Source organism: Sulfitobacter sp. M368 (assembly GCF_025141875.1).
Taxonomy (GTDB): domain Bacteria; phylum Pseudomonadota; class Alphaproteobacteria; order Rhodobacterales; family Rhodobacteraceae; genus Sulfitobacter; species Sulfitobacter mediterraneus_A.
This window is the reverse complement of the sequence record NZ_CP081113.1, coordinates 167338-179315: the sequence shown is the minus strand read 5'-3', so window position 1 is coordinate 179315 and position 11978 is coordinate 167338. Positions and strand designations below refer to the sequence as shown.

The window sequence follows — 11978 nt, the reverse complement described above, 5'->3', positions numbered from 1 at the left end:
AGAACACAGCCGCGCTGCGTGCCTTGGGCGGGGCAGCGCGTTTGGTCCTTGATGATCAGTCTCTTTGGCGATTTGGCCCAAGGGGCAGGTGATCGGATCGACGGGCCGGTTCTGTCGGCCATCATGGCGCGGCAACATATAAAGCCAGAGGCCGTGCGCGTCGCGCTGCACCGGCTGCGCAATGACGGTTGGGTTACGTCAGAGAAATCGGGGCGTATTCGCCAGCACAGCCTGACGGACAAAGGCCGCCGCGAAAGCGATCGCCAGCCCCCGCATCTATGCCCGCCCCGGATCGGAGACCCCGGATTGGCAGTTGGTCCTGATGCCACCCAGCGACGCAGACGCCAGCGCAGATATGACAGCCCGCGGTTTCGCCGCCATCACCACGCGCACCTATATCGGGCCGCAATCCGCGAAGCCGCCGGCGGATGCATTGGCACTGCCTGGAACTGACGTTCCGGATTGGCTCCGTAAAGAGGCCGCCCGACGATCTGCGAGAGGATTACCAACAGTTGCTGCAGACGCTGACCGATTTGGAAACAAAACTGGATCAAATGCCTGATCTGTCCCAGATCGAAGTGGCGGTCTTGCGCTGTTTGGTCGTGCACAATTGGCGACGGCTGGTACTGCGTCACCCGCCGCTGCCCCAAGCCCTGTTGCCCGAAGACTGGCCCGGCCATGCCTGTCACCGGATGGTGGCCTCACTCCTTGATCGGTTTCCAAGACCCGACCTCAGCCGCATCGCGCAGCAAGCCGCCGCTGCCTGAGCAGGGCGAAATCCCGCGCTTTCGCCCGCCTTGTAACCACGGTATAGGATGTGGCATGACAAATTATCTCTATCAGAATGACTTGCCGGATGACCTGGATCTGGGTCCGGTGGTCGCCATCGATTGTGAAACCATGGGCCTGAACCCGCACCGCGACCGTCTGTGCGTTGTGCAGCTGTCTGGCGGCGACGGAAACGCCCATCTGGTACAGGTTGCCAAAGGCCAGACCGAAGCGCCGAACCTCTGTGCGCTTTTGGAAAACCCCGATGTGCTCAAGCTGTTTCACTTTGGCCGGTTTGATATCGCCGCCATGCTGAATGCCTTTGGCGCAAAAACCGCACCCGTTTATTGCACAAAGATCGCCAGCCGTCTGATCCGCACCTACACAGACCGTCACGGACTGGCCAAACTTCTGCAGGAGCTGTTGCAAATCGACATCTCCAAACAGCAACAATCCAGTGACTGGGGCAGTGAAGAGCTTACCCAGGCGCAGATCGACTATGCGGCCTCTGATGTGTTGTACCTGCACCGCTTGCGCGATGAGCTGGACAAACGTCTTGCCCGAGAGGGAAGGACAGAAATTGCGCAGGCTTGCTTTGACTTTCTGCCTATGCGGGCTCAACTGGATCTCGAAGGCTGGCCCGAAACGGACATTTTTGCACACGCATGACCACACCCTTTCTTGATACGGCCCGCCGGGTGATCCGGGCAGAGGCGGAGGCGCTGATCACGCTGGCAGACAGTTTGGACGACCGGTTTCGCGACGCGATCGACTTGATGAAAGCCACCAAGGGGCGCGTCATCGTCACAGGTATCGGGAAGTCTGGCCACATCGCCAACAAGATCGCAGCAACCCTCGCCAGCACCGGAACACCGGCGCAATTTGTGCATCCCGCCGAGGCGAGCCATGGCGATCTCGGCATGATCACTGGCGAAGATGTGGTTTTGGCGATATCCAACTCCGGCGAAGCGCCCGAACTGGGCAATTTGATCGCCTACTCCCGCCGCTTTGGCATTCCGCTGATCGGCTTGACCAGTCGCCCCGAAAGCAGCCTTGGCAGTCAAAGTGACGTATTGCTGCTTCTGCCTCAAATCGGCGAGGCCTGCGGCACGGGCGTTGTGCCCACATCATCCACCACCATGACCCTCGCGATGGGCGATGCGCTGGCTGTGGCCCTGATGGAAAACCGTGATTTCACCGCCGAACATTTCCGTGACTTCCACCCCGGCGGAAAATTGGGCGCGCGCCTCAGCCGTGTGGCGGATCTGATGCACAGCGGCGCGGCGATTCCCCTTGTCGAAGAAGACGCCAAGATGTCGGATGCACTGATCGAAATCAGTGGCAAAGGCTTTGGCGTGACCGGTGTGACGGATGCGGATGGCAAACTGTTGGGGATCATCACCAACGGCGATTTGAGCCGCCATATGGATGGCCTTCTGAACCTGACTGCCCGCGATGTGATGACAGCCTCCCCCGTGACAATTGACCCCGGCGCATTGGCGGAGAAAGCTGTGGGCGTGATGAATGATCGCAAGATCACCTGCCTTCTGGTGGTCGATCCCAAGACACCTGATGTTCCCGTTGGATTGCTGCACATCCACGATTGTTTGCGCGTCGGTCTGGGTTAACCCCCATGCAAGCGGACCGCTATACCCGGCTGGTGTCCTGGCTCAAGGTTGTGTTTCCGCTTATGGCGCTGGCGCTTTTGTCGACGTTGTTCCTGTTGTCGCGGGTGATCGACCCAGAGGCCGTGATTCCCTTTGCAGACAAGGAAATTCAGGACCGTCTGAAGGGACAGCAAGTCACCGGGCCATTCTACACAGGCACCACTGCGGATGGGGACGAGATCGCCTTTTCTGCACAATCACTGACCACCTCAAACGCCGAACGCGGGGTGAACCGCGCGCGAAATGTGGATGTCGAGATTGATCTTGCAGGCGGGACACAGATCACCCTCGATGCTGCTGAGGGCTACTTTAATCTGGCGAAGGACAATGTTGATCTCGAAGGAGATGTGCTTGTCACCACCTCCACGGGATACCGCATCGAAAGTGACCTGCTTTCGGCGCGGATGACGGGCCTGAATCTCAAATCCCCCGGTCCGGTCGATGCAACCGGCCCAATTGGCACCTTGAACGCAGGCAGCATGACCCTCACCTCCGAGACAGAGGGCGGGCCTGCCCAATTGGTTTTCACAAATGGCGTGAAGCTGGTATACACCCCAAAAGGCGATGAATAGTAATCGAAGTGTTTGTTATGCGAATTTTCCTGCTTTCCTTGTTTCTGGCGGTTCAAACACTGCCGGCTTTGGCTCAGGGCACCAACGTTGCCTTTGGCACAATCCGCCAGGACACCGGCCAACCTGTTGAGGTGACCGCAGACAACCTGTCTGTGGATCAGCAAACCGGTATCGCCATTTTCACCGGAAATGTACTGATCGGACAGGGTGAGATGCGGCTGTCAGCACCGCGTGTTCTGGTTGTCTATCGCGCTGAAAACAAAGGTATTGCACGGCTGGAGGCAACTGGCGGCGTGACGCTGGTCTCTGGACCGGACGCTGCAGAGGCAGAGCGTGCCGATTATAACATTGACGACGGCACCATCGTGATGACCGGGAATGTCCTGTTGGATCAGGGGCCAAATGCCCTGAGCGCGGACCGGATGAACATCCGCCTTGACGATGGCACCGCGCAGATGTCCGGCCGGGTGAAGACCATCATCCAACAGGGCGGCGACGACTGATGAGCGCGCCTGAACTGACAGTGGCGGATGGCAATCGCGGGTTGCGGATCGAGCATCTGCGCAAATCCTACCGTAAAAAGATCGTGATCCGTGATTTCTCCATGCACTTGGATCGGGGCGAGGTTGTTGCGCTTCTTGGGCCAAACGGGTCCGGTAAAACCACCACGTTTTATTCGGTTGCCGGCCTCGTCACGCCCGAAGGTGGAACCGTCACTGTAGATGGACGTGACGTCACAACATTGCCGATGTACCGCCGCGCCCAATTGGGGATCGGGTATCTGCCGCAGGAAATGAGCATTTTTCGCGGGCTGTCCGTGCAAGACAACATCTCGGCGATTCTCGATATTTCGCAGCCACACAAACACCAGCGCCGCGAACGGCTTGAGGAATTGCTGTCAGAATTTTCCATCGAACACCTGCGCCGTGCGCCCGCATTGGCGCTTTCAGGGGGCGAAAGGCGCCGTGTGGAGATTGCCCGCTGCCTGGCGGCGGATCCCAAATATCTGCTGCTTGATGAACCTTTTGCCGGGGTTGATCCGATCTCTGTCGGGGATATTCGTCACCTGGTGGCGGACCTCAAGAACCGCGGTATCGGGGTGCTCGTGACAGACCATAACGTGAGGGAAACACTGGAAATTGTGGACCGCGCCTATATCTTGCACGAGGGTCGCGTTTTGATGTCCGGCACGCCCGACGAGGTCGTCCAGAACGAGAATGTGCGCCGCGTTTATCTTGGCGACAATTTCCGCATCTCTTAAAAATTCCTTAAGGCATTGAGAGTATTTCCGCCAAAATTGGGGCGGCTTTTGATTGACTTCCCGCGCTGGTATTTGCGATGATCAAGTCATGGCAACACTGCGTTCCTGTTTGATTTTGCATCGGCCTTATCGCCAAGGCTCGAACAAGATCAAGCTGTACGCAAGGCCGGTTTCCCGCATCTAGGCACCCTCAACAGACCACGCCCGTGGTCCGTTTTGTGATGCCCGATGACACATATAATAAGGAGAGAGTATGCGGTACCAAATCAGCGGCAAACAGATCGATATCGGCGACGCGCTTCAAACCCACGTCAAAGAAGAACTGGGTGAAGCGGTCAAGAAATATGCAGAGCGTCCGACGGATGCACAGGTTATTTTCTCAAAGTCCGGTCACGAATTTGTCTGCGAAGCAACGGTCCACTTATCCACGGGCCTCACCGCATCTGCCAAGGCGTCACACAACGAAATCTACGGGGCATTCGACGCCTGCAATGAAAAAATGGAGAAACAGCTGAGGCGTTACAAACGGCGTCTCAAGGATCACCATAAAGACCGGGCAGAGCCTGTTGAACTTTACGGCGCATCCTCCTATATCCTCGCCTCGGAAAGCGACTCAGACGCGCAGGAACCTGAAACACTCCAACCCATGATCGTAGCCGAAATGCAGACCAAGATTGCAAACTTGTCTGTCGGCGAAGCGGTGATGCAAATGGAACTGGCAGGCGCCCCAGTGTTGGTGTTTCGCAAAGAAGGTGAAGACAGAATCAACGTGGTTTACCGCCGCGACGACGGAAACATCGGCTGGATTGATCCTTCGTAAGGATCGACAAGAAACGTCCCGCCATCAGAGCAGAGCGTATTGATGCAGTTTGCAACACTATTGAAACCCGAGGCAGTCAAAGTGCTGACCTCGGCCTCAAGTAAAAAACGGCTGATGCAGGACATCGGCGATTTGGTCAGCGGAGCCTATGGCATGGACGCAGGCCGTGTTGTGGAGGCATTGATCGCACGCGAATCTCTTGGACCAACAGGTGTGGGGCACGGTGTTGCCCTGCCCCATGCCCGGTTGGATGGCTTGAACGAGGTGGTCGGCGCCTTTGTTCTTTTGGACAAGCCGATCGATTTTTCCTCTGTTGATCGGCAACCTGTTGATATCGCCTTTGCACTGTTCGCCCCAGAAGATGCCGGTGTTGAACATCTCAAGGCGTTGGCGCTTGTCTCACGCACATTGCGCGACAACTCGGTGTGCAGCAAACTGCGGTCCAACCCTGACGCCGCGACGCTTTATACAATTCTGACCGAAGAGAATTCTGTCCAGGCGGCGTGATCGCTGATCACCCCTGAGCCCATCGCGAAAACCCGAACATGACATAGTCACGATGGTAGGCATCCGCCGCCAACGCCTCGATCTCGTCGTCATAAACTTCGGCCAGAGAATAGGGCTGATCCACTTGACCTTCGCTCAGCGGCGGAACGGAACCAACACCCGCCGCCTGGGCCAATTCTGCCAATTCCTGTTCAAGCGTCTCTTCGCGGATGATGCGGTCTGGCGGGCACAATTCTGCAAATCCGGCCAGTGCTTGTGATTGCGTACACCATGCCGGATCAACACGGATCGCGGTTTGCCCTGCCAGATTGGCCTTGAGAAAGCTCAGAAACGCCGCAAAGGCTGCACGATGGGCAGGTTTATCATAGCTGGCATCCGGCCCATCCTCTGGCAACGGCAGATTGTAGCGTTTGATCATCGTCGTGCGCAGTTGTTTGTAGCTACCCGGACCCGTGCCAAGAATATGCCGGCAAAATGCATCATGGGCACGCGCCGCCGGATGGCGCAGCACGGTAAAGCTGCGATGCCCCGGATGTCCACGTTTCCACTGACGTAATTCTTTTTGATTCATCTTGGTGAGCAGATCCGCCTCCGCCACATCATCCACCGCCGCCAACCAGCGCATCACCCGATCCTGCAGCCCACTGCGCAGCGGCATATACAGCAACGGCGCCTCTGCTGCCGCGACATAGGACGGCACATTCGGCCCGCGGCGCGGCTCAAAATTTGGGGTTCGGGTCAGGTCAAACCGGTCCATCCCAGCAAGGCTGACCAACATATCCTCATAGTTGCGTACCTTGGACGATATCGGACTTGGGTTTTGCTTTTTCAGGCTGGTGTCCAACCCATCGAGGGTTTCATCGACGCCAAGGAACCGGGCGATTCCGTTCATCACATCGACGCTTTGCAGGTCTTCATAAGCGACGTAGAAAGCCGTCTGCCCCGTAACCTGCAAACGGTTCAGCAAGGTAATCTGAAACTGTTGTAGCGCATCAAGATGGCGCTCAAACTCATCTGCATCAAACACCGCCTGCCCGGACTTGCGGGCTTTGACATCGGTCAGCTTCCACTGCCCCGTGGCCTGCGCAATTTTCCAGCTTACATAGCTTTCGACCGGATTGCGGGTCAGGACAATCTTGGCGCAGCCCTCATCCGCGATGATATGGTCAAACACCCGCGGATCGTGATCATGAAAATACCGAAACCCGCCGATGCCAGAGGGATCATTCTGGATTGCATCGACCAGAACCAACGGATCGGCCTCGCGGGTCGCCAGATCAACGCCAAGGATAGGGTCATTGGATGGATAGCCCAGAAAATGCGGGTTGAATGCCTCCCCATGACAACGGATGCTGTCAAAGGCATTCAGGTTGGTTTCAAGAAAATTCGACCCCGTGCGCATCTCTGCAAAAACAACAAAACTGTGAAACCGCTGCGCCATGATTTACCGTACCAAATAGGGTTTGCGGGGGGTTTTGGCAGGCTCAGATACATTCCGTTCCACCGGGAAATCCCCCATCAGATAAGGATGCATACCCTGGTTCTTGAGGTTTTGCAGGAATTGACCAAAGCCTGCCAGATCCACCATCTTGGGCGCTTCGGCCAGCCGCCGCAGGTTGGTGCGCCCGATCTCATCAAGAATACCCTGGAGCGGCTCCATCGGTGCTTCGATAAACTCCGCCATCGTCCAGATCCGAACTCGCGCCTTGGTGTGGGGGGACCGGAGAATATCCATGTGGTCGCTTTCGATCTTTTGCAGACCGGCCGCAATGCGGCGGATCTCGGCAAAATCGAGGTTGGACCTAAACAGCGGCACTGCCCAAGCCCCGGTGATCACCGACACTTGCGCGTTTGGGTCTCTGGCAATGCGCCAATTGACCTCTTGGTTGTCTGCTGGCCCAAATTGGAAACACTGACGTTCACCGCGCGTGTTCCAGATCAGGTTGGTCAGAAACGCCTTGCTGTTGTAGTCGCGCAAGGTGGCGCTGTCTGACACAGCGCCGTTCAGGGCCGTTTGCCCATCGGCGTAATGCACGCGGTCCTTGGCGAACAGATGTCCATGCACGCGGGCGTTGGTTGCCTTGCTCAGCCATTGTTCAAAGTCTTCAAACAATTCTGAAAAGCCTTGGAACATTGAATAGGGTGCAGCGGTCACACCGTTTTCCCAATCTTCGTTCGGGAACCGGCTTTGCATATAAAGGCCGGATCGGCCCCTTGTCCGCCGCTCCACCGCTTTGGAGAAAATCCGGTCAATCTTGCCGGGGTTCGGCTCCGTCCGTTTCATAGCGCCGGCAACATCGGTCAGAAAGGCATCATAGAGCCGATCCGCATGAGGCCAGATTTTGCGGGCCACAAAACAATCAGACCGGCGCAGCAACTGCAGGTGATCATCATAGAAAATATGAGGTTTGCCCTGAAAATCGAACTTTGACAGGGTCAGGGATCGGCTTTCGATACGGGTGGCATATTGGCGGGCCAGAGTCTGAAAATAGGATTCGTCCGGAATCCAGACATGGCGGAAAAACTTGTCATAGGTCGGCCGCTCCGGATCTTGCAGGATCGCCGACAATGTGCGCCGCGACAGGCACCACCACTGCGAGCCCATGTGCGGGACGATGCCGTTGGGCATATCCCGGTGCAGTTTGAACCGCCGCTGAATATCCACGATCTTGTCAAACAGATAGCGGTTGCGTTTCCACGAAACAGGAAAGCGCAACGTAAAACGTTCGGCATCCAAGCCGCCAACGGTCCAGGGCACATCCGCGGTTGTCGCGCTTTCGATAAAATCCGTGTGCGGCCGATCATCGAGATAATCAATCAGCTCCTCCACCGGGCGCAGCGGCAGGCACGATCCGGAGGCAAGATACACATGCCGCACCTCCGGATGTCGCGCCAACATTTGTTCGGAGGCGGCCTGCGATGCAGCGACAATGCCCCATGTGCCCCATTCACAACGATAGCGGCCACAGAAACTGATGTCGCGGAGCGTGCTGAGGGCCTTTACAAACCCCTCGTAAGTCTTTCGCGGAACGCTTTTGTCGACATGGATCACCACAGGACAGCCCGCAGCGGCCCAATGCCGCGCCACCTGTTCCGCGCGGCCAAGGGCCGTATGAACCAACATGACGATCCCGACGGTCATGCCCAGTTCCCCTTGGACATCAGACCAAGGATCTCAAGCTGCCGCCAGTTGATGTACCGCTCTGACCACTTGCACCAAAGCTGCGGGTTTTCCCTCAGCTCTTGCGCATAGGCGATGTATTCGACTGACCCGGCATAATGCTGGCCGCGCTGCAGCTCCTCCTCGGCCTTTGCGCCGAATGTATCGATAAACTTGGTATGCAGCAGCGCGCCGGACGCTTTCTCACCGCCCCATTCATCATAGACCTGATTGAGCCCACGCGGCAGCAACATATGGGTCGAACTGACATAGGCATACCGTTTGTCCCATTTGACCAAAGGCACCTTGTTCAGGGCCGGTGCCTTTTCCGGCGCCTCCTTGAAGAACACCCGCGCCCGCGGTCCGCCTTGGATCCACAGGTTATGAAACAAATGGTTACGCGACATCGTGTAGTTGCCGCTGTCGAACCACGAGGCGATCTCAATCGGGTTCTGACCGGCGTAGTAGGGCTGCTCGTCAATCCGCCCCTTGGGATACATATCCAGCAGCATCGCCGAGAACGATTTGATAGAGGATGCATCCAGCCAGTCGGTCAGCGCCCGCAAGGGGCGTGTATCGCAAAACGGGTAAACCAGAAACTCATCAGGATCGACTGTCAGCGCCCAATGCCCATGCGCATATTTCATCAGCAGATAGTTGAGCCAATCCATCCCAAACCGCGCACGCTTGTACCCGGCGCGGCTGCTCCAGACTGAAACATCAGGTTGTTCGGCCAGATATTCGGCAGACCCATCCGTGCTGTCATTGTCCACAAAGAAAAAATGGCCAATGCCCATCTCGCGGTAGTAGTCCAAGAAATAGGGCAGGCGTACACCCTCGTTCCGCTGGGTACAAAACAACAGCAGGTCATCTGGCCGGATCTGGCTGGTCCGGTCCGCGACGCGCTTTAGCTCTCCGCGCTTGCGGATCGCACGAATGCGCCACCGCTTACGTTGCAGACGCAGCCGATATGACTGGAATACACCCAAAAACCGCCCTCTACCTTCGGGATTACAGCTCTTTCAACGCGGTATCAGTTTAACCTTAACACGGTCTTGAAGTGATCATTCCATGTCGGCCCCGGTATGCCATCCCGGATTTTTGCGTTTGGCTGTATTTTTTCCCATTTCTTAATGTTTCTTACCCATAAATCGGGCTCGGAAACAGGTATGAAATGGGCCCAATCCCCTAAAATCTCGCGCAAAACCGGTAAATCGTTGCATAAAACACGCGTTCCAAGCTGGGCCGCCTCCAAGGGGGGTAAACCAAAGCCCTCTGCATGGCTGGGGAAAAGCAGCCCTGAGGCGCCCTGAACCAGGGCAGAGAGGGCAGCATCGGGCAAGCCAGACAGCTCTCTCACCACCCCAAAAGGTCGCATTTGATCAAGGCGTTTGAACACCGCCTCGTTGTTCCAGCCGCGCGCGCCACAAATCAGCAAAGGTGGCGCGTCCGTGCCCATCCGATCCCAAAGATCGAGCAGAAATGCATGGTTTTTGCGGGGCTCAATGGTGCCAACGCAGATGAAATACGGACAATCCGGCAGCGCAGTCGACGGCACGGCAGCAGGATCAGGTTGCACATTCTCAACTCCCAGATGCGCAACCACACCGGGCGGGATCACTCCCCATGCCAGCATCTGTTCTTCGCACCGTTTTTGCGTGTCTTGTGAATTGTAGATCAAGCGGTCGGCATATCCGCGCAAAAGCTGCATTTTGATCCGGAAAGGAACGACCGTGCCGGGCCGTTGATAGCCAGGATATTCAAGCGGGATCACATCATGCACCAATGCATGCACCTCGCCCCCGCTCTGCTTTACGCTGCGCAGGACACGTTCGGTTATATTGCTGTGGCCGATGTTGAAATAGGCATATCCCTGCGGCAGGTTCCGCGCCAGCATTGCCCGCAACCGATGCCGCGTTGCCCGGTCCACCGCCCGGTGCCGCAAATCGCTTTCGGCCTGCCTTACGACCGGATCCCGTCCCGGCCAGACAGAGGACCAAAAATCCGCCTGGCCCCAAGGGATAGCATCTTGTAACTTATCAGAAAATTCGGACATCCCTGCCCGATCCAACAACAGGTATCCAAAGGGCGTTCGCACCAGCCCGAACACCGGATTATCATCTTGCAGAAACCGTTTGAGATAGGCCAATTCAACCCGGTCAATGCCCGTCGCAACCCGCCCGGCCCGCCGCATACTGCGCGTCAGATCAAGCAGGCGGGCCTGCGCCATATCAGGCGTCGTAATGGCCGGTTTGGTGCCATCTCCATGCATCTGAGATCATGTGTTTGAGGGTCGATCTTTGCGGTTTCCACCCCAGTTCAACCTCGGCGCGATGCGATCCTGACACCAGTTTTGTGCAATCCCCCGACCGCCTCGGCCCTTCGACAATCGGCACGGTTTGGTTGGTCACTTCGCGGCTGTGGTCTATCACTTCGCGCACGGAAAACCCTTTGCCTGTGCCAAGGTTGAAGACCCGGCTGTTTTTGCCATCCGACAGCCAATTCAGGCCAAGCAGATGCGCATCCACCAGATCGCACACATGCACATAATCACGGATGCAGGTGCCGTCAGGGGTGTCATAATCGCTGCCAAAAACCGTGAGGGCATCCCGTTTTCCCGCGATTGCATCCAACATCAGCGGCACTAGATGGGTCTCGGGTTGATGAAACTCGCCCACCTCTCCTTCCGGATCGGCGCCTGCGACATTGAAATACCGGAAAATCACATGCCGCAACCCATGCGCCACCTCGTAATCGCGCAACATGTCCTCGATCGCACGTTTTGAGGCGCCGTAGGCATTGATCGGGTTTTGTGGGCTGTTCTCATCCAGCACGACATTGTCCTGATCGCCATAGGTCGCACAGGTTGAGGAAAAAACGATCTGTTTGCAGCCCGCTTGCACTGCGGCATCAAGCAGATTCATCGATCCGGTGACGTTGTTGTGCCAATAGCGGCCCGGCTGTTGCATGCTTTCGCCCACTTGGCTCAGCGCGGCGAAATGCATCACGGCGACGGGTTCATGTTTCGCAAAAACCGCATCAAGTGCGTCGCGGTCCAGCAGATCACCTTGTTCAAACGGGCCGAATTTGACGGCATCCTGCCATCCGGTGATCAGATTATCAAAGGTCACGGGGGTAAATCCAGCCGACCGAAGCGCCTTACAGGCATGTGATCCGATGTAGCCCGCGCCACCGGTCACCAGAACCTTATTCATGCCTTGAG

At 56.9% G+C, this 11978-nt stretch carries 14 protein-coding genes; 9 read left to right on the top strand and 5 right to left on the bottom strand.

Features of this window, described 5'->3' with window-relative positions; translation table 11 throughout:
- The first annotated feature begins 51 nt into the window (after nucleotides 1-51).
- The 9 genes from K3754_RS00860 (at nucleotide 52) to K3754_RS00820 (ending at nucleotide 5595) form a co-directional block, all read left to right on the top strand.
- Nucleotides 52-453: a hypothetical protein gene (locus tag K3754_RS00860; protein ID WP_259940018.1), complete on the top strand. Its 402-nt coding sequence runs from the start codon at nucleotides 52-54 to the stop codon at nucleotides 451-453.
- Nucleotides 429-767 carry a PaaX family transcriptional regulator C-terminal domain-containing protein gene (locus tag K3754_RS00855; protein WP_259940016.1) on the top strand — a complete coding sequence of 113 codons (339 nt, stop codon included), beginning with the start codon at nucleotides 429-431 and terminating at the stop codon, nucleotides 765-767. The genes K3754_RS00860 and K3754_RS00855 overlap by 25 nt, the downstream gene beginning before the upstream one ends.
- Nucleotides 768-822: 55 nt before the next feature.
- Nucleotides 823-1437, top strand: a complete 615-nt coding sequence (locus tag K3754_RS00850; RefSeq protein ID WP_259940014.1) for a ribonuclease D — start codon at nucleotides 823-825, stop codon at nucleotides 1435-1437.
- Nucleotides 1434-2396 carry an SIS domain-containing protein gene (locus tag K3754_RS00845; protein WP_259940012.1) on the top strand — a complete coding sequence of 321 codons (963 nt, stop codon included), beginning with the start codon at nucleotides 1434-1436 and terminating at the stop codon, nucleotides 2394-2396. The genes K3754_RS00850 and K3754_RS00845 overlap by 4 nt, the downstream gene beginning before the upstream one ends.
- 5 nt (nucleotides 2397-2401) lie before the next feature.
- A complete protein-coding gene (gene lptC, locus K3754_RS00840; protein ID WP_259940009.1) occupies nucleotides 2402-3007 on the top strand; it encodes an LPS export ABC transporter periplasmic protein LptC in 606 nt (201 codons plus the stop codon).
- A gap of 17 nt (nucleotides 3008-3024) precedes the next feature.
- A complete protein-coding gene (gene lptA, locus K3754_RS00835; RefSeq protein ID WP_238936701.1) occupies nucleotides 3025-3510 on the top strand; it encodes a lipopolysaccharide transport periplasmic protein LptA in 486 nt (161 codons plus the stop codon).
- On the top strand, nucleotides 3510-4268 hold the full coding sequence (gene lptB / locus K3754_RS00830) for an LPS export ABC transporter ATP-binding protein (RefSeq protein WP_203209475.1): 759 nt from the start codon (nucleotides 3510-3512) through the stop codon (nucleotides 4266-4268). Before lptA ends, lptB begins: the two co-directional genes overlap by 1 nt.
- A gap of 253 nt (nucleotides 4269-4521) precedes the next feature.
- Entirely contained in the window at nucleotides 4522-5088 is a 567-nt protein-coding gene (hpf, locus tag K3754_RS00825) for a ribosome hibernation-promoting factor, HPF/YfiA family (protein ID WP_203209476.1), read from the top strand.
- A 42-nt stretch (nucleotides 5089-5130) separates the two neighbouring features.
- Nucleotides 5131-5595: a PTS sugar transporter subunit IIA gene (locus tag K3754_RS00820; protein WP_203209477.1), complete on the top strand. Its 465-nt coding sequence runs from the start codon at nucleotides 5131-5133 to the stop codon at nucleotides 5593-5595.
- Between the two features lie 7 nt (nucleotides 5596-5602).
- Here K3754_RS00820 and K3754_RS00815 read toward each other — a convergent pair whose 3' ends face one another.
- Genes K3754_RS00815 through galE form a run of 5 tightly spaced genes read right to left on the bottom strand, consistent with a single transcriptional unit; the run spans nucleotide 5603 to nucleotide 11970 of the window.
- The gene (locus K3754_RS00815) at nucleotides 5603-7036 is read right to left on the bottom strand and encodes a sulfotransferase family 2 domain-containing protein (protein WP_259939998.1); all 1434 of its coding nucleotides are present in this window, start codon (nucleotides 7034-7036) and stop codon (nucleotides 5603-5605) included.
- A gap of 3 nt (nucleotides 7037-7039) precedes the next feature.
- A complete protein-coding gene (locus tag K3754_RS00810) occupies nucleotides 7040-8737 on the bottom strand; it encodes a beta-1,6-N-acetylglucosaminyltransferase (RefSeq protein WP_203209479.1) in 1698 nt (565 codons plus the stop codon).
- On the bottom strand, nucleotides 8734-9744 hold the full coding sequence (locus tag K3754_RS00805; RefSeq protein ID WP_203209480.1) for a glycosyltransferase family 2 protein: 1011 nt from the start codon (nucleotides 9742-9744) through the stop codon (nucleotides 8734-8736). Before K3754_RS00805 ends, K3754_RS00810 begins: the two co-directional genes overlap by 4 nt.
- A gap of 44 nt (nucleotides 9745-9788) precedes the next feature.
- The gene (locus K3754_RS00800; protein ID WP_259939995.1) at nucleotides 9789-11027 is read right to left on the bottom strand and encodes a glycosyltransferase family 1 protein; all 1239 of its coding nucleotides are present in this window, start codon (nucleotides 11025-11027) and stop codon (nucleotides 9789-9791) included.
- The gene (gene galE / locus K3754_RS00795) at nucleotides 10987-11970 is read right to left on the bottom strand and encodes a UDP-glucose 4-epimerase GalE (protein WP_259939993.1); all 984 of its coding nucleotides are present in this window, start codon (nucleotides 11968-11970) and stop codon (nucleotides 10987-10989) included. Before galE ends, K3754_RS00800 begins: the two co-directional genes overlap by 41 nt.
- Between the last annotated feature and the right edge of the window lie 8 nt (nucleotides 11971-11978).